Annotated in this window: 20 protein-coding genes; 14 read left to right on the forward strand and 6 right to left on the reverse strand. The window is 65.0% G+C overall.

The features are described from left to right. Positions 1-21: 21 nt before the first annotated feature. The 3 genes from B2585_RS06225 (at position 22) to grxD (ending at position 1,228) form a co-directional block, all read left to right on the forward strand. The gene (locus B2585_RS06225; protein ID WP_292021107.1) at positions 22-531 is read left to right on the forward strand and encodes a hypothetical protein; all 510 of its coding nucleotides are present in this window, start codon (positions 22-24) and stop codon (positions 529-531) included. 69 nt (positions 532-600) lie between these two features. Then, positions 601-843, forward strand: a complete 243-nt coding sequence (locus B2585_RS06230; RefSeq protein WP_292021108.1) for a BolA family transcriptional regulator — start codon at positions 601-603, stop codon at positions 841-843. Between the two features lie 25 nt (positions 844-868). Continuing rightward, a complete protein-coding gene (gene grxD, locus B2585_RS06235) occupies positions 869-1,228 on the forward strand; it encodes a Grx4 family monothiol glutaredoxin (protein WP_292021110.1) in 360 nt (119 codons plus the stop codon). A 273-nt stretch (positions 1,229-1,501) separates the two neighbouring features. Here grxD and B2585_RS06240 read toward each other — a convergent pair whose 3' ends face one another. Together B2585_RS06240 and B2585_RS06245 are read right to left on the reverse strand one after the other, a co-directional pair. Next, the gene (locus tag B2585_RS06240; RefSeq protein ID WP_292021112.1) at positions 1,502-1,867 is read right to left on the reverse strand and encodes a cell division protein ZapA; all 366 of its coding nucleotides are present in this window, start codon (positions 1,865-1,867) and stop codon (positions 1,502-1,504) included. Further along, positions 1,860-2,360, reverse strand: a complete 501-nt coding sequence (locus B2585_RS06245; protein WP_292021114.1) for a hypothetical protein — start codon at positions 2,358-2,360, stop codon at positions 1,860-1,862. The genes B2585_RS06240 and B2585_RS06245 overlap by 8 nt, the downstream gene beginning before the upstream one ends. A gap of 223 nt (positions 2,361-2,583) precedes the next feature. Here B2585_RS06245 and tkt point away from each other — a divergent pair, with 223 nt between their 5' ends. Both tkt and B2585_RS06255 read left to right on the forward strand, forming a co-directional pair. After that, on the forward strand, positions 2,584-4,605 hold the full coding sequence (gene tkt, locus B2585_RS06250) for a transketolase (RefSeq protein WP_292021116.1): 2,022 nt from the start codon (positions 2,584-2,586) through the stop codon (positions 4,603-4,605). A 195-nt stretch (positions 4,606-4,800) separates the two neighbouring features. Further along, complete coding sequence (locus tag B2585_RS06255) at positions 4,801-5,349, forward strand: hypothetical protein (RefSeq protein WP_292021118.1); 549 nt, start codon at positions 4,801-4,803, stop codon at positions 5,347-5,349. Between the two features lie 9 nt (positions 5,350-5,358). Here the strand turns inward: B2585_RS06255 and B2585_RS06260 are convergent, their stop codons facing one another. Next, entirely contained in the window at positions 5,359-6,336 is a 978-nt protein-coding gene (locus B2585_RS06260) for a DUF808 domain-containing protein (RefSeq protein WP_292021119.1), read from the reverse strand. A 291-nt stretch (positions 6,337-6,627) separates the two neighbouring features. On the opposite strand from B2585_RS06260, the gene gap (B2585_RS06265) reads away from it, so the two are divergent. The 5 genes from gap (B2585_RS06265) (at position 6,628) to B2585_RS06285 (ending at position 10,319) form a co-directional block, all read left to right on the forward strand. Beyond that, positions 6,628-7,623 carry a type I glyceraldehyde-3-phosphate dehydrogenase gene (gap, locus tag B2585_RS06265; protein WP_292021120.1) on the forward strand — a complete coding sequence of 332 codons (996 nt, stop codon included), beginning with the start codon at positions 6,628-6,630 and terminating at the stop codon, positions 7,621-7,623. A gap of 85 nt (positions 7,624-7,708) precedes the next feature. Next, positions 7,709-7,852, forward strand: a complete 144-nt coding sequence (locus B2585_RS06270; RefSeq protein WP_292021123.1) for a glyceraldehyde-3-phosphate dehydrogenase — start codon at positions 7,709-7,711, stop codon at positions 7,850-7,852. 123 nt (positions 7,853-7,975) lie between these two features. After that, the gene (gap, locus tag B2585_RS06275; protein ID WP_292021125.1) at positions 7,976-8,974 is read left to right on the forward strand and encodes a type I glyceraldehyde-3-phosphate dehydrogenase; all 999 of its coding nucleotides are present in this window, start codon (positions 7,976-7,978) and stop codon (positions 8,972-8,974) included. Positions 8,975-9,088: 114 nt separating this feature from the next. After that, the gene (locus tag B2585_RS06280) at positions 9,089-10,051 is read left to right on the forward strand and encodes an alpha/beta fold hydrolase (protein ID WP_292021127.1); all 963 of its coding nucleotides are present in this window, start codon (positions 9,089-9,091) and stop codon (positions 10,049-10,051) included. Positions 10,052-10,157: 106 nt separating this feature from the next. Next, the gene (locus tag B2585_RS06285) at positions 10,158-10,319 is read left to right on the forward strand and encodes a hypothetical protein (protein WP_292021129.1); all 162 of its coding nucleotides are present in this window, start codon (positions 10,158-10,160) and stop codon (positions 10,317-10,319) included. Here B2585_RS06285 and coaD read toward each other — a convergent pair whose 3' ends face one another. From coaD to B2585_RS06300, 3 genes are all read right to left on the reverse strand, one after another. Then, positions 10,320-10,817, reverse strand: coding sequence for a pantetheine-phosphate adenylyltransferase (gene coaD, locus B2585_RS06290; RefSeq protein ID WP_292021131.1), 498 nt, complete (start codon positions 10,815-10,817; stop codon positions 10,320-10,322). It lies immediately after the preceding gene. Between the two features lie 169 nt (positions 10,818-10,986). After that, entirely contained in the window at positions 10,987-11,421 is a 435-nt protein-coding gene (locus tag B2585_RS06295; RefSeq protein ID WP_292021133.1) for a CBS domain-containing protein, read from the reverse strand. Positions 11,422-11,485: 64 nt separating this feature from the next. Continuing rightward, positions 11,486-12,382 (reverse strand): LysR family transcriptional regulator, encoded by an 897-nt coding sequence (locus B2585_RS06300; protein WP_292021135.1) that lies wholly within the window; start codon positions 12,380-12,382, stop codon positions 11,486-11,488. 150 nt (positions 12,383-12,532) lie between these two features. On the opposite strand from B2585_RS06300, the gene B2585_RS06305 reads away from it, so the two are divergent. The 4 genes from B2585_RS06305 to B2585_RS06320 all read left to right on the forward strand — a co-directional run bounded on the left by B2585_RS06305 (position 12,533) and on the right by B2585_RS06320 (position 15,739). Next, the gene (locus B2585_RS06305) at positions 12,533-14,032 is read left to right on the forward strand and encodes a CoA-acylating methylmalonate-semialdehyde dehydrogenase (RefSeq protein WP_292021136.1); all 1,500 of its coding nucleotides are present in this window, start codon (positions 12,533-12,535) and stop codon (positions 14,030-14,032) included. A gap of 101 nt (positions 14,033-14,133) precedes the next feature. Further along, positions 14,134-14,541, forward strand: coding sequence for a hypothetical protein (locus B2585_RS06310; protein WP_292021138.1), 408 nt, complete (start codon positions 14,134-14,136; stop codon positions 14,539-14,541). Between the two features lie 102 nt (positions 14,542-14,643). Further along, positions 14,644-15,243: a L,D-transpeptidase gene (locus tag B2585_RS06315; RefSeq protein ID WP_292021140.1), complete on the forward strand. Its 600-nt coding sequence runs from the start codon at positions 14,644-14,646 to the stop codon at positions 15,241-15,243. 79 nt (positions 15,244-15,322) lie between these two features. Continuing rightward, positions 15,323-15,739: a hypothetical protein gene (locus B2585_RS06320; RefSeq protein WP_292021142.1), complete on the forward strand. Its 417-nt coding sequence runs from the start codon at positions 15,323-15,325 to the stop codon at positions 15,737-15,739. The last annotated feature ends 14 nt before the right edge of the window (positions 15,740-15,753 follow it).

The following is a 15,753-nucleotide window of genomic DNA, read 5'->3' on the forward strand; positions in this document are numbered from 1 at the left end:
CGTCGCGCGAAAAGGCGACCTATGGCACGCATCCCCGACATGACTTCCGACTGCGGCAACTGCGCCGCGCTCTGCTGCATCGCGCTCGCTTTCGACGAAGGCGAGGATTTCGCGATCGACAAGCCCGCGGGCCTGCCCTGCCCGAACCTGAACGGCAAACTGGGCTGCTCGCTTTACAACCGGCTGGAGCAAGAAGGGTTTCCGGGCTGCGTCGCCTATGAGTGTCGCGGCGCGGGCCAGCGCGTCACGCAGGAGGTCTTCGACGGCGCCACCTGGGCCAGGACCCCGGACATCACCCAGCCGATGCTCGACGCCTTCGCCACCATGCGCAAGGTCCACGACGGCATCGAACTGCTCCTCGTCGCCGAACGTCTGGACCTGCCCGACAGCTACGAGGCCGAGCGCGAGGCGCTGCTCGAGATCTATGCCCGCGACGCCGAGTGGACCGAGGCCGACCTCGCCGCCTTCTCGTCCTCCGACGCCCCCGCCCGGCTCGCCGCCTTCCTGCCGCGGCTGCGCGACTTCGTGTAAGCCCGCGCCCTTGCGGCGCGCCGCGCCCCCCTCTACATCTGGGGCAGGAAAACGGGGAGATAAGCACCTATGGCGATGGAAGCATCGGAAATCGAAGCCCTCATTCGCGAGGATTTTCCGGACGCGCAGATCACGATCACCGACCTTGCCGGAGACGGCAATCACTGGGCGGCGGAAGTGATCGACGAAAGCTTCCGTGGCAAGAACCGTGTGCAACAACAGCGCGCGGTCTATGCCGCGCTCAAGGGCAAGATGGACGGTCCCAACGGCGACCTTCACGCGCTCGCCCTGACCACCAAGGCCCCGAATTGACACCGCGCGACCAAGGATGACCCAAATGACCGCAGAGACCCAGATCAAGGAAACCGTGACCGCGAACGACGTGGTGCTCTACATGAAGGGCACCAAGGAAATGCCGCAGTGCGGCTTCTCCTCCCGCGTCGCGGGCGTGCTCAATTTCATGGGCGTCGACTTCACCGATGTGAACGTGCTGGCCGACGACCAGATCCGTCAGGGGATCAAGGATTATTCCGACTGGCCGACGATCCCGCAGCTCTATGTGAAGGGTGAATTCGTCGGAGGCTGCGATATCATCACCGAGATGACGCTGTCAGGCGAGCTGGACAAGCTCTTCGACGACGAGGGCATCACCTACTCCAAGGATGCCGCCGAGAAGATTCGCGAAGCCAACGGCTAAGCCACCGCGCAGACCGTGAGTCGGTGACGGGTCAAGGATCGGCGCAGCCGACCGCGGCCCCGCCGCGGCCCGTCCTTGACGCGGCAGCGACTCGCACCACGCTGGAACACGCGTCTTGAGGGGCGGACCGGCCCCTCAAGCGCTTCTCAAGCAATAGTCCTTACATTTCAGAATGCGGCCCGCTCAGGCAAGCGCGCCCGCCGCGCGTGCCCGCCGAAGGCGGAGACGCGCAAAACCTGTGCGCGGGCCTGCCCGCGCGCATTGCGGAAACGCTCAGCCGGCCTTGTCTTCGACATGGGCCGCGATGGCCTCGGCCCGGGCGGCCAGTTCGGCCAACGAGTCACGCATGGACGCCGGGCCTTCGCCCGCTGCGGCGCGCGCCTCGGCCAATTCCGCCTCAAGCGCCGCGATCCGCTTTTCCGCGACCTTCAGCCCGTCTTCCATCCCGGCGGTCTTGTCCGCCAGCATGAGCCCGGCCATCAGTAGCATCCGCGCCTCGGTCAGATGGCGGATCTGGCCGACCATGACCTGCGCTTCGGTGTCCAGCATCGCCGCGGCCGATTTGAGGAAATGCTCCTCGCCCTCCGAACAGGCGACCTGAAAATCGCGTCCGCCGATGGTGATCGTCACGTCAGGCATGGTCCGACCCTCCCTGTTGTGCCGCGATCATCGCGTCGAGTTCGCCCAGAACGGCGTCGAGTTCGGCCCGGTCCGCCGACTGGGCGGCCCGCAGCGCGTCGAGCTCGGCCATCATGGATTTGTTCACGAGATGCGGCTCGGCCACGCCCGCCGAGATCGCCTCGCGCAGGGCCGCGTTGTTCGAGCGCAGTTCGGTGTTCACCCGCGCCAGCCGCGACGCCGTCTCTTCCTGCGTGGCAAGCAGGCGCGTCAGCCGCTCCACCTCGCCCGCCAGCGTCTCGACCGTCGAATCCTGTTTTTCCCGGATCGTGCGCACCCGCTCCTCGAGCTGGGCGTTTGCCGTGCGCTCGTCTTCGAGCTGCGCGCGCAGGGCCGCCACTTCCGCCGGGTCGCCGCCGGTGTCCGGCGCGGGCTGCGCCAATGCATCGAGCCCCGTGCCGATCCGGTCGAGCGCGTTGGCGATGCGTGCCTGAAGCTCGGAAATATCGCTCATGCTCCGCCTGTCCTTCGTTGTCCTCTTGGGGACTTTGCCCTGCCCGCAGGCGACGTGCAACCACGCCGCGAATCGCGCGGACACAAGCCCCGTGCCGATCCTAGCCCAAGGTCTGGCCGATTGCGCCCCCTTTGCGCTCAACCACTTGGCTTGCGCGCTTGATCTTGCCGGGATGGCTGTTAAGAGACCCTGACAGCGCAAACACCAACAAAGGATGGCCGCCGTGGACATTCCCGCCCTTCGTGAAAAACACCCCGATCACTGGATGAAAGCCGCCGCCATTCGCATGCTCGCGGTGGACGCGGTCCAGGCGGCGAATTCCGGGCACCCCGGCATGCCGATGGGCATGGCCGATGTGGCCACCGTCCTGTTCGAGAAACACCTGAAATTCGACCCCGCCCGCCCCGACTGGCCAGACCGCGACCGGTTCGTCCTGTCGGCAGGACACGGCTCCATGCTGCTATATGCACTGCTGCACCTGACCGGGTACAGCGACATGACGCTGGAAGAGGTCAAGAACTTCCGCCAGTGGGGCTCCAAGACGGCGGGTCACCCGGAATTCGGCCATGCCGAGGGGATCGAAACGACGACCGGCCCGCTGGGTCAGGGCCTGTCCACCTCCGTGGGCATGGCGATGGCCGAGGAAATGCTGCGCTCGCGCTTCGGCAAGAAGGTGCAGGACCACTATACATACGTCATCGCCGGCGACGGCTGCCTGATGGAGGGCATCAGCCAGGAGGCCATCGGCCTTGCCGGCAAGCTCAAACTCTCCAAGCTCATCGTCCTTTGGGACAACAACAACATCTCGATCGACGGCGAGATTTCGATGTCCGACATCACTGACCAGCGCAAACGCTTCCAGGCGTCGGGCTGGCAGGTTCTGGCCTGTGACGGCCACGACCCCGACGACATCGACCGCGCGCTGACCGAGGCGAAGAAGTCGAAAAAACCGACGCTGATCGACTGCAAGACCCACATCGGCTTCGGCTCGTCCAAGCAGGACACCGCCAAGGCCCACGGCTCGCCGCTGGGCGAAGACGAGATCGTAAAGCTGCGCGATACCTACAACTGGCCGCACGCCGCGTTCGTTATCCCGAACGAGGTGGCCGACCAGTGGAAGACCATCGGCGAACGCGGGGCCGAGGATCGCCGCGCGTGGGAAGGCCGCGTGGCGGAGCTTTCCGAGCAACGGCAAAAGGAAATCGCGCGCGTATTCGCCCGCGAGGCCCCCAAGAAGCTTTCGGCCCGCATCAAGGCGCTCAAGAAGCAGATTTCCGAGGAAGCGCCCAAGGTCGCGACCCGCAAGGCGTCTGAAATGGTGCTTGAGGTCGTGAACCCGATCATGCCGGAAAACATCGGCGGCTCGGCGGACCTGACCGGGTCCAACAACACCCTCACGGCCGATCTGGGCATCTTCGATGAGAAGAACCGCAAGGGGCGCTACGTCCATTACGGCATCCGCGAACACGGCATGTCGGCGGCGATGAACGGGCTTGTCCTGCACGGCGGCATCCGTCCCTACGGCGGCACGTTCATGTGCTTCACCGACTACGCACGCGGCGCGATCCGTTTGTCGGCTCTCATGGGGATTCCAGTGACTTACGTCATGACCCACGACTCGATCGGGCTTGGCGAAGATGGGCCGACGCACCAGCCGGTGGAGCATCTGGCGATCTGGCGGGCGACGCCGAATACCTGGACGTTCCGGCCCTGCGATACGGTCGAGACGGCGGAAGCGTGGGAGATGGCGCTGACCACCAAGTCGACGCCCTCCTGCCTCGCTCTGAGCCGTCAGGGGCTGCCGACTCTGCGCACCGAGCACAAGAACTCCAACCTCACCGCCAAGGGCGCTTACGTCCTGGCCGAGGCCGAGGGCAAGCGTCAGGCGATCCTGATGGCCACCGGGTCGGAGGTCGAGATCGCCATGAAAGCCCGCGACATCCTGCACGAGGCGGGCATCGGAACCCGTGTCGTTTCAATGCCTTGCATGGAACTCTTCGCCGAGCAGGACGAAGCCTACCGCAAGAAGGTGCTGCCCGCCGGTCCCGTCCGGGTGGGTGTCGAAGCGGCGCTGCGCGACGGCGGCTGGGACCGCTGGCTGCTGGGCGAGCGGGGCCGTGAAAACCGGCAGGCCTTTGTCGGGATGGAGGGCTTCGGGGCCTCGGCTCCGGCCCCCACGATCTATGAGCAGATGGGCATCACGCCCGAGGCCGTGGTCGAAAAGGTCAAGGCGCTGTTGGGCTGATCCAACCTGCATGAATGAACAGACGGGGCCTGTGGGCCCCGTTTTTGTGCGCGGATTTGTATGCACACTGTGTGCACACGGCGTACATACCGCGTGCATACGCCCGGCCATACACGGGGTCGCCGCCTTGAAACCCCGCATCGCCGGGATTCATGCTAAGGTCGGGTCATCCCCTCCCCGACCCAAGGCCCCGCCATGCGCCTCACCGACAAGACCGACACCAAACTCGTCCTCACCGATACGCAGGCCGACAAACGCTTCGCGCTGACGGCGGCGAGCGTCTTCCTCGCCGGTGTGGCGCTGTTCATGGCGTGGGAAGGGTTCTGGGAACTGCTGCCCATCGCCGCGATCCTGATCGTCGCCATGTATGTCTACCGCAAGCGCAGCGCGATGACCTCGACCCTGACGCTGGACCGGGCGGCGGACAGCGTGGTGCTGGTAGTCGACGACCGGAACGGACGCCAGACGTGGGACTGGAACCTGAGCGACATCGAGACGGCCGAGATCAGCACGGTGGGCGCGACGGGAACCGATACCGGCACCGCACGACCGCAATTCGTGCTGAAGGACGGCACCCGCGTCCCCATGCGGCCCTATCACGCCGCCGGCGGCCAGAGCTGGCACGCGGTGGCGGCGGTGAAGCTGTTCCTGGGTCAGGACCTTGACGATGCGCCGGTCGGGTGGATCACGCCGACCGAATTCGACGAGCTGTTCGCCGAGGAACTCAAGCGCCACTACAAGTGACGCCCCGCCCTAGTGCGCCGCGCTTTTCTTGCCGGTGACAGCCGCGATAGCGGGGCCGACGATGCGGGTGGCGACCGGGATCAGCAGGACACCCAGCACGAGGCCGAGAACACCGTCCTGCGCCGCCGTGGCGATCCATTCGACCGCGCCGCGCCAGCCTTCGGAGACCATCGCCCCCACCGCCACCGCGTTGTCGTGGACGAAGTCGTAGGGCACATGCCACCCCATCTCGTGCAGCCCGTGGACGATGATGTTGCCACCGACCCAGAGCATCGCGGCAGTGCCCACGATGGTCAGCAGCTTCATGAATTTCGGCATCGCTTTCACGAGCCCCCGGCCGAACGCGCGGGTCAGGCCCAGCCGCCCCTTGGCCGCCATCGCAAGCCCCACGTCATCGGCCTTCACGATCAGCGCGACGGAGCCGTAGACGGCGAGCGTGATGCCGAAGGCCACGACGGCGAGCGCGGCGGCCTCCATCCACAGCGTGGATTTCGGAAGCGCCGCGAGCGCGATGGTCATGATCTCGGCAGACAGGATGAAGTCGGTCTTGATCGCACCCTGCACCTTTTGCTGTTCCAGATGCGCCGGGTCAGGGTTCTCGTGAACCTTGGGGTCATGCACGACATGTTCGCCGGGAAAGAGGGCGTGCCACACCTTTTCGGCCCCTTCGAAACACAGATACGACCCGCCCAGCATGAGGAGCGGCGGGATCGCCCACGGCGCGAAGTTGGACAGGAGAAGCCCGGCGGGCAGCAGTATCAGGAGCTTGTTGCGGATCGACCCGAGCGCGATCTTGCCCACGATGGGCAACTCCCGGCTCGCATCGAACCCGGTGAGATACTTGGGCGTCACCGCCGCATCGTCGATCACGGCGCCCGCGGCCTTGGACCCGGCCTTGAAAGCCTGTCCCGCAATGTCGTCCACCGATGAGGCCGCGATCTTCGCGATCCCCGCGACGTCGTCCAGAAGTGCCAGTAGCCCGCTCATGTCGTCCCTGCCCGTTGTGCCGTTCGGGTCCGAAAGTATCGGACCGCTTCCGGATCGCAAGCCGCGAATCCCTGCCCCGGTTCCATCGTCCTCGGCATACGACGGCACACATCGTTACCGTTAACGGTTCCGCTAACGCCATGTCTGCGCCGCATGTTTTCGCTAACATGCTGGCATGGAAGGTGAAATCCGGGTGGTCTGAACCGGCCCCACACCCTATATCCAGCCACAGGATCAACAAAGCGCAGGACCTAGCGCTGGACCATGAACGACCGCAAAGGGGTTTCTGACATGACCGTCACCGTCGGCATCAACGGCTTCGGGCGCATCGGGCGCTGCACGCTTTCGCATATCGCGCAGTCGGGCCGCAACGATATCCAGGTCGTGAAGGTCAACGCCACCGGCCCGCTGGAAACCACCGCGCATCTACTGAAATACGACTCGATCCACGGACGCTACCCCGACGAGATCCGCGTGAACGGCAACACGATGGATATCGGGCGCGGCCCGATGGAAATGATGTCGACCTACGACATGGACGCGCTCGACTGGTCCGGCTGCGACGTGGTGCTGGAATGCACCGGCAAGTTCAACGATGGCGAAAAGGCCAAGGGCCACATCGAGCGCGGCGCGCGCAAGGTTCTGATCTCCGCCCCCGCCAAGAACGTGCAGAAGACCATCGTGTTCGGCGTGAACGACGAACAGCTCGCCTCGTCCCATTACATGATCTCGAACGGCTCCTGCACGACCAACGGGCTCGCCCCGCTGGCCAAGGTGCTCAACGACAAGATCGGGATCGAACGCGGCGTGATGACCACGATCCACAGCTATACCGGCGACCAGCCCACGCTGGACCGCCGCCACGACGACCTCTATCGCGCCCGTGCGGCGGCGATGGCGATGATCCCGACCACCACGGGTGCCGCGAAGGCGCTTGGCGAAGTCCTCCCCGAACTCGCCGGCAAGCTCGATGGAACCGCAATGCGGGTGCCGACGCCGAACGTGTCCTGCATCGACCTCACTTTCGAAGCGGGCCGTGACGTGACCGTGGAGGACGTGAACGAGGTCATGCGCGAGGCTGCCGAGGGCAACATGAAGCGCGTGCTGGCCTATGATCCCGAGCCGAAAGTGTCGGTCGATTTCAACCACACCGAATACAGCTCGATCTTCGCGCCCGACCAGACCCGCGTCGTGGGCCGCACGGTGCGCGTGATGGCGTGGTACGACAACGAGTGGGGCTTTTCGGCGCGCATGGCCGATGTGGCCGCGGCGATGGGCCGGCTCTGACCCCTGATCGCACGTCTTGAAAGAGCCCTGCTTCGGCGGGGCTTTTTTCTTGCCCGCCTGCCCCCCTTGAGCCACAACCACCGCCATGACGAACCGTCTTGCCCTGATCCTGTTTCTCATCATCGTGGCCTGCATCGCCTGGGACCTGATCCTGAACGGCGGTCGCGCTTCGGTCTTTCTGGGCAAGGAAATGTTCGAATTCCTCGACTGGATCGCCTTCTGGCGCTGAAAAAGCGGGCATCGCGAACGCGTGCCCCTTGAAGTTTTCACGCAGATGTTGATGTTAGCGTTAACGAAACGATAGCGTTCTGCCAGAATTCCAAGCCCCAGTTCCGCGAGCAAGGAGATCCCCATGACCCTCAAAGTCGCCATCAACGGTTTTGGCCGTATCGGTCGCAACGTGCTGCGCGCCCTCCATGAGCAGGGCCGCACGGATATCGAGGTGATCGCGATCAACGACCTCGGCCCGGTCGAGACGAACGCGCACCTGCTGCAATACGACAGTGTTCACGGCAAATTCCCCAACGAGGTGAAGGTCGACGGCAACACCATCGACGCGGGCAGCGGCCCGATCGAGGTGACGGCCATCCGCGACCCCAAGGAGCTTCCGTGGGGCGACGTGGACGTGGTGCTGGAATGCACCGGCATTTTCACGGGCGACAAGGCCAAGATCCACCTAGAGAACGGGGCGAGCCGCGTTCTGGTGTCGGCCCCCTCGTCGGGTGCGGACAAGACCATCGTTTACGGCGTGAACCACGACACGCTGACGCGCGAGGACGTGCATGTCTCGAACGCGTCCTGCACGACCAACTGCCTCGCCCCCGTCGCGAAGGTTCTGCAAGACAGCTTCGGCATCAAGCGCGGGTTCATGACCACGATCCACAGCTATACCGGCGACCAGCCGACGCTGGACACGATGCACAAGGATCTCTACCGCGCCCGTGCGGCGGCGATGAGCATGATCCCGACCTCGACCGGCGCGGCCAAGGCGGTGGGGCTTGTCCTGCCCGAACTGAACGGGAAGCTCGACGGCGTCGCGATCCGGGTGCCGACGCCCAACGTCTCCTGCGTCGATCTGACGATCGAGCTGGACCGGGATGCGACGGTGGACGACATCAACAACGCGATCATCGCGGCGGCGGACGGGCCGCTCAGGGGCGTTCTGGGTTACACCGACAAGCCGCTCGTCTCGGTCGATTTCAACCACAACCCCAACAGCTCCACCTTCGCGCTGGACCAGACCAAGGTGATGGACGGCAACTTTGTGCGCATCCTGAGCTGGTATGACAACGAGTGGGGCTTCTCGAACCGGATGCTCGACACGGCGGTCGAGATCGGCAAGCGGCTGTAACGCCCAAAACCCCGGCCGGTCGTGGGGCTGGCCGGGCGACGTTGCGTTAGCTTCTGCGAAACACCATTTTGCAGACCGGGAGAGCCGGGTAGCCTTCGCGAAACGGAGGACCCCATGATCCTGAAAACCATACTCATTGTCCTCGCGCTCATCGGCGCGGCTGTCGGGCTTTGGCTTCTGAGCCAGATGAAGCGCACGCGCGAGCTTGCCGCGCAGGCCGAGGCGGCGGTGCCCCCTGCCGGGCGGTTCGCCGCGATCTCGACCGGGCGGCTCCACTACACCGACACCGGCGGTTCCGGGCGGCCGGTGGTGATGATTCACGGGCTTGGCGGTCAGTTGCGTTCGCTCACCATGTCGCTGGCGGGGCCGCTGTCGCGCGACTTTCGCGTGATCGCCATCGACCGGCCCGGCATGGGCTATTCCGAGCGGGACGAGGCGGCCTCGGCGCGAATCGACGACCAGGCGGGCTATGTCGAGGAGCTGATCGACCAGCTGGGGCTGGAGCGCCCGATCATCCTCGGTCATTCGCTGGGCGGGGCCATAGCCTCGGCGCTGGCGCTGCGCGCGCCGGAGAAAGTGGGCGGGCTCGCGCTGATCGCGCCGCTGCTGCGCCCCTCGCAGATGCAGGCCAAGAGCTTCGCCGCCCTGGGCATCCGAACGCCGTGGCTGCGCCGTCTTGTCGCCGAAACGGTCGCCGTGCCGACCAGCGCGAAGAACGCCGACCTGACCCGGACCGAGATCTTCGGCCCCGATCCGGTGCCCGAGGGCTACACGGTGAAGGGTGGCGGGCTGCTGTCCCTGCGCCCGCGCAGCTTCTTCAACACCTCACGCGATTACATGGCCGTCGGCGGCGTCATCTCGAAGCAATACAAGCGGTATGACGAGATCACCTGCCCGGTCCGTGTCCTTTACGGCACCGAGGACCGCATCCTCGACTACCGCAAACAGGGTGAGGAGATGTCGGACCAATATCCGCATTTCCAGTTGGAGCTGGTCGAGGGGGCGGGACATATGCTGCCGCTCACACAGGTCGAACGCACGGTCGAGACGGTGCGCGCGGTCGACGCCGCCATCTGAAACCGCCTTGCAGACACGACATGGCGGTTATCGCTAACCGTCAATTGTGCTGCGGCGCGGCGTTCCTATCTTCGGGGTTGAGAAACGATCAACCCCGGAGGCTGCAATGACTGCCTATACCAAGATGAAGACCGCGCTCGCGAAACGCGCCCATTACAATCGGACGCGGCGCGCCATCGCCGCGCTGCCCACCGACCTCGCCATCGAGGATCTGGGCCTCAACCCCTACGACGCCAAGACCATCGCCCGCCGCGCCGTCTATGGCTGATCAGTTGCGTCCGAGTTTGGCGTAAAGCTGATCGCGCACTTCGCGGGTGACGAATTTCGACACGTCCCCGTTCAGCCGGGCGATTTCCTTGACCAGTTTCGAGGCGATCGCCTGGTGCTTCAGGTCCGCCATGAGGAACACGGTCTCGACCGTGTCGTCGAGCGCCCGGTTCATGCCGACCATCTGGTATTCGTATTCGAAGTCGGTGACGGCGCGCAGGCCGCGCACGATGATCGAGGCGCCCACGTCGTGGGCCGCGTGGATGAGCAGGTTCTCGAACGGATGGGCGACGATCTCGGTCCCGGTCTGTTCGGACAGGGCGGCACATTCGGCCTCCACCATCGCCACACGCTCTTCAAGCGAGAACATCGGTCCCTTGTCGCGGTTGATGGCGACACCGATCACGAGCCGGTCGACCATGAGGCAGGCCCGCTTGATGATGTCGATATGCCCGATGGTGATGGGGTCGAATGTCCCCGGGTACAACGCGACGCGCATGGCCTGCTCTCCTTCTGCCCCGTCGCACGCAACTATATTGCGCGGGGGATTGCAACCCCGACTCGTTTGATCCGTGGGGCGCGGTCGGGCCGCGCCGTAAAAGGCGGATCAAACACAGGGTTTCGGGCTCGGCAGGCAGGGCGCGCGGATGGGGCCGGTGCGCCGGTGGTCAGTAGCCCATGATCATGGATTTGAGCGACTCGGCCTGCTGGCTGAGTTCCTCGAGCCGTGCCTTGACCACGTCACCGATGGAGACGAGGCCGACCATTTCGTCGCCCTCCATCACCGGCATGTGGCGAAAACGCCCTTCGGTCATCTTCTGGAGCACGGAAATGGCGCGGTCGCCCGGCAGACATCCGATGAGCTTTTCGGTCATGATGGCCGACACCGGGTCCCTGAGGCAGTCCGTGCCGCGCGAGCCGAGTTCACGCACGACGTCGCGCTCGGAGACGATGCCCTGCACATGAACCCCGTCCTCGGAGACGATCACGGCCCCAACGCCCTCCTTGGACAGCAAGGCGGCGGCATCCGCCACGGACGTATCCTTGGTGACCGTCAGGACACCCTGTGTTGCCTTGTCCTTGAGAATCTGGCTGACCAGCATGGCTTCCTCCGTATTGGCGCACTCGCTCGCGCAATTCAAAGGTCGCTCTTGCCATAACGTCTTGTCAAGTAAGACCTTCCAGACGGGCGACTTCGGCCTTCAGCCCCGACATCAGCATGTCGGCCACCCGGCTCATCCGTTCGATGCGTGCGTCGCCCGCGTGGCGCACGAGGTAGAAGCTGCGGGTGAGCGAGACCTCGTCGGTCAGCACCTTGCGCAGGTTGCGCGCGAAGGGCAGCGCGAAGTCATGGGCGATGCCGACGCCGCCCCCTTCGCGCAGGAAACCGAGCTGGACCGACACGGAATTTGAGGCCAGCGTGACGCGCTCGGCCCCGATCTCGGACAGGTAGTCGAGTTCCTTGTCGAAGATCATGTCGGGGATGTAGCCCACGACCGGGTGACCGGCGAGGTCGTCGCGCGTCTCGATCGGCCCGTGTTCCTTGAGGTAGACCCGCGCCGCGACGAGGTGGAGGTGGTAGTCGGTGATCTTCTGCACCGTGAGACGGCCCGTGGTGGGTGGCGAGACGGCGATGGCGAGGTCGGCCTCGCGCTTGGACAGGTTGATGACGCGGGGAAGCGCGACGATCTGCAACTCGATCTCGGGGTGTTCGGCGGCGATCTGCGCGCAGACCTGCGGCAGAACGAAGTTTGCGCAGCCGTCGGGCGCGCCGATGCGCACCTGTCCCGACAGGCCGCCGGTGGTGCCCGCCAGCGCCTCGGCACCGCGCGTCACGGCCTGTTCGGCGTCCTCGGCATGGGACAACAGGCGCTGGCCCGCGTCGGTCAGGCCGTAGCCCTGTGGTGAGCGGGCGAAGAGCGGCGCGCCCGTTACCTCCTCAAGCCGTGAGATGCGCCGGCCCACCGTGGCCGGGTCGCGGTTGAGCACGCGGCCCGCCGCCGACAGGCTTTCGCCCCGCGCCACGGCGAGGAATATCCGCAGATCGTCCCAGTCGAGTTCCATGACTGCCCCCAAGTCCCAGCGTGCCCGGTGTCCCGTCCGGGCCGGGCGCGCCAACGCACCCGCATTTTCGCAATACGTTTTGAAATGTTGCCGCTTTCCGCCGCAAATTTGCAAGCCTATTGTCGACGCAGGATTAGAGGAGGACTCTCGATGTACGAAGTCGGTAACTGGATCAACGGGAAGACCGAGGCCTCCGCCTCGTCCCGCACGAGCGATATCTACAACCCCGCGACCGGGGAAATTCAGGGTAAGGTGACCCTGTCGAGCGCGGCCGAGCTGGACGCCGCCGTGGCGAAAGCCGCCGAAGCGCAGAAAGCCTGGGCCGCGACCAACCCGCAGCGCCGGGCCCGGGTGATGATGGAATTCGCCCGTCTCATCAATCGCGACATGGACAAGCTGGCCGAGAGCGTAAGCCGGGAGCATGGCAAGACGCTGCCCGATGGCGCAGGCGACGTGCAGCGCGGGCTCGAGGTGATCGAGGTCTGCATGGGCGCGCCCAACATGCTCAAGGGCGAGTTCATGGACAGCGGCGGGCCGGGCATCGACCTGTATTCCATGCGTCAGCCGCTGGGCGTCGTTGCGGGCATCACGCCCTTCAACTTCCCGGCCATGATCCCGCTGTGGAAGATGGGCCCCGCGCTCGTCTCCGGCAACGCGATGATCCTCAAGCCCTCCGAACGCTGCCCGACCACGTCGATGATGCTGGCCGAACTGCTCAAGGAAGCCGGGCTGCCCGATGGCGTGCTTCAGGTCGTGAACGGCGACAAGGAAGTGGTGGACGCGATCCTCGACAACGAGACGGTGCAGGCCGTCGGTTTCGTCGGCTCCACCCCGATCGCGCAATACATCTATGGCCGTGCCGCCAACAACGGCAAGCGCGCGCAGTGCTTCGGTGGTGCGAAGAACCACATGATCATCATGCCCGACGCGGACCTCGACAAGGCCGCCGACGCGCTGGTGGGTGCCGGTTTCGGCGCGGCTGGCGAACGCTGCATGGCGATTTCGGTCGCGGTGCCGGTCGGCAAGGACACCGCCGACAAGCTGATCGAAAAGCTCACCCCCAAGGTCGAGGCGCTGAAGGTCGGCCCCTACACCTCGGAGAAGGACGTGGATTACGGCCCGGTCATCACCTCGCAGGCCAAGGAGCGGATCGAGGGCCTGATCTCGTCGGGTGAGAAAGACGGCGCGACGCTCGTCACAGACGGGCGCGGCTTCTCGCTTCAGGGGTACGAGGACGGCTTCTATGTCGGCCCGACCCTGTTCGACAACGTCACCGAGGACATGGACATCTACAAGGAAGAGATCTTCGGACCCGTCCTGTCGACCGTGCGCAAGGACAACTACGAAGAGGCGCTCGATCTGGTGATGAAGAACCAGTACGGCAACGGCACGGCGATCTTCACCTCCGACGGTGACACGGCGCGCGATTTCGCATCCCGTGTGAACGTGGGGATGGTCGGCATCAACTTCCCGATCCCGGTGCCCCTGTCCTACTTCACCTTCGGCGGCTGGAAGAAGTCGGCCTTCGGCGATCTCAACCAGTACGGCCCCGATGCCTTCCGGTTCTACACCCGGACCAAGACAGTCACCGAACGCTGGTTCTCCGGCATCAAGGACGGCGGCGAATTCGCCTTCAAAGCGATGGACTGATCGTGCAATACTTCGGAGAGGGCCGCGTGTTTGGCCCTCTCCGTACCCCGTGGCCGGCAGGCCGCTTTCACGAGTTCCCACGACTTCAACGAGAGCGCGCGATGCCGATCCATATCTACCGATCCCCCGTTTCCGAAAGCGCCTATGTGCGATGTGACGGGGTCGTGTCGCTTGACGACATGCAGCAGCAATTCGCGGAGTTCCTGGCCGATGCGCCGCGTGAAAGCCCCTATCGGATCGTCGTGGATCTGACTTCGGTGCGTGACATCGACCTGTCGTTTCGCGACGTGCAGAACTTTGTCCCGACGCTGGTGCGGACCACGAAGTCCTCCGCACACGCCTATGCCTTCAGCATCGTCAGCCCGGATATGCAGACCCGCGCGCTGGTCAAGGTGTTCCAAATCCTCACGCAGGCCGTGCCCCGTGTCTCCGTCACCCTGCACACCACCGTGGCTTCCGCGCTCAGCGCGTTGAGCATGACGGACAGTGACATCAGGCGCGTGGCCTGACGGTCACATTCACTTGAACGCATAGGTCCTCACGCTTTGGTGCGTTGTCCTGCGCGGGCGCTGTGATACGGGTCGGCCAAACGATAACTGACAGGCAAGACAATGGCACAGACATTCACCCGTCGCCGGCTGCTCGCCGCCGCGAGCGCCCTCCCCCTCGTCACCCCCGCGATCCTGCGCGCGCAGGGAACCGAGCCGCAGATCGTCGATTCCAGCGACGAGACCGCGCCGGAGTTCGCGCGCCGCAACGTGTCGTCCTTCCGCGCGATGGACTGGCGCGACCATTTCGATACGCTGGGACTCGGGGCCATCGTCTGCGACACACAGTCCAAGGCGCTGCATTACTGGGGCGGCGACGGCGAGACGTATCGCCTGTATCCGACCTCGGTGCCCCGCTCGGACGATCTGACCAAGCGCGGCTATACCGAGATCGTGCGCAAGAAGGTGGGGCCGACATGGACGCCCACCGCCTCCATGCACGAGCGTTTTCCGGACCTGCCCGACGTGATGCCCGCCGGTCCCGAAAACCCGCTGGGCACCCATGCGATGTATCTGGGCTGGCCCGCCTACCTGATCCACGGCACCCACGACACGCGCAAGATCGGGCGGCGGTCGTCGGACGGCTGCATCGGGCTGTACAACGAAAAGATCGAAGAGCTCTTCGCGCTGGCCGAGATCGGCACGCAAGTCCGGCTTATCTGACCACCTAAAGCAGGGGGGCAAGGGGGCTGGACCGAACGGCACCGGCGGGTATTCTGTGCCCTGCGTGCACGGAGATCCAATGCCGGTTCAGTTTCGAATCCTTCCCGAGATCAACCTCACCTATGTGGAATACACCGGCCGCATGGTGGTGCAGGAGAGCGTCGACGTGTTTCGTGCCTATCTCAGGCATCCCGACTTCCGCCCCGGACAGAAGCACCTGATCGACCTCTCGGGCGTCACCGACTGGGAGCGCGACTATGCCGAGATCATGTCGATGCAGGCCATGACGGCCGAGGGGCTTTACGACCCCGCGCATCCGACCGTGGTGGTCGCGGTCGCGCCGACCAAGATGACCCGGACCGTCGCGAACCTCGTCAACCGGACATGGGACCGGGTGAACGGGGTTAGGTTCCTGGCGGCGCGCAGCGAGGAGGAAGCCCTGGAGCTACTGGGGCTGCCTGCGCGGGTCCATTCCGAGATATTCGGCACCGCCTGAGGCGCTTGTCAGCC

The organism is Maritimibacter sp. UBA3975 (assembly GCF_002384975.1).
Taxonomy (GTDB): Bacteria; Pseudomonadota; Alphaproteobacteria; order Rhodobacterales; family Rhodobacteraceae; genus Maritimibacter.

Bases quoted from the DNA above. Each gene is read 5' to 3' on its own strand.
- B2585_RS06225 (WP_292021107.1), top strand. From the start codon at position 22: ATGGCACGCATCCCCGACATGACTTCCGACTGCGGCAACTGCGCCGCG.
- B2585_RS06230 (WP_292021108.1), top strand. From the start codon at position 601: ATGGCGATGGAAGCATCGGAAATCGAAGCCCTCATTCGCGAGGATTTT.
- grxD (WP_292021110.1), top strand. From the start codon at position 869: ATGACCGCAGAGACCCAGATCAAGGAAACCGTGACCGCGAACGACGTG.
- B2585_RS06240 (WP_292021112.1), bottom strand. From the start codon at position 1,867: ATGCCTGACGTGACGATCACCATCGGCGGACGCGATTTTCAGGTCGCC.
- B2585_RS06245 (WP_292021114.1), bottom strand. From the start codon at position 2,360: ATGAGCGATATTTCCGAGCTTCAGGCACGCATCGCCAACGCGCTCGAC.
- B2585_RS06255 (WP_292021118.1), top strand. From the start codon at position 4,801: ATGCGCCTCACCGACAAGACCGACACCAAACTCGTCCTCACCGATACG.
- B2585_RS06260 (WP_292021119.1), bottom strand. From the start codon at position 6,336: ATGAGCGGGCTACTGGCACTTCTGGACGACGTCGCGGGGATCGCGAAG.
- gap (WP_292021120.1), top strand. From the start codon at position 6,628: ATGACCGTCACCGTCGGCATCAACGGCTTCGGGCGCATCGGGCGCTGC.
- B2585_RS06270 (WP_292021123.1), top strand. From the start codon at position 7,709: ATGACGAACCGTCTTGCCCTGATCCTGTTTCTCATCATCGTGGCCTGC.
- gap (WP_292021125.1), top strand. From the start codon at position 7,976: ATGACCCTCAAAGTCGCCATCAACGGTTTTGGCCGTATCGGTCGCAAC.
- B2585_RS06280 (WP_292021127.1), top strand. From the start codon at position 9,089: ATGATCCTGAAAACCATACTCATTGTCCTCGCGCTCATCGGCGCGGCT.
- B2585_RS06285 (WP_292021129.1), top strand. From the start codon at position 10,158: ATGACTGCCTATACCAAGATGAAGACCGCGCTCGCGAAACGCGCCCAT.
- coaD (WP_292021131.1), bottom strand. From the start codon at position 10,817: ATGCGCGTCGCGTTGTACCCGGGGACATTCGACCCCATCACCATCGGG.
- B2585_RS06295 (WP_292021133.1), bottom strand. From the start codon at position 11,421: ATGCTGGTCAGCCAGATTCTCAAGGACAAGGCAACACAGGGTGTCCTG.
- B2585_RS06300 (WP_292021135.1), bottom strand. From the start codon at position 12,382: ATGGAACTCGACTGGGACGATCTGCGGATATTCCTCGCCGTGGCGCGG.
- B2585_RS06305 (WP_292021136.1), top strand. From the start codon at position 12,533: ATGTACGAAGTCGGTAACTGGATCAACGGGAAGACCGAGGCCTCCGCC.
- B2585_RS06310 (WP_292021138.1), top strand. From the start codon at position 14,134: ATGCCGATCCATATCTACCGATCCCCCGTTTCCGAAAGCGCCTATGTG.
- B2585_RS06315 (WP_292021140.1), top strand. From the start codon at position 14,644: ATGGCACAGACATTCACCCGTCGCCGGCTGCTCGCCGCCGCGAGCGCC.
- B2585_RS06320 (WP_292021142.1), top strand. From the start codon at position 15,323: ATGCCGGTTCAGTTTCGAATCCTTCCCGAGATCAACCTCACCTATGTG.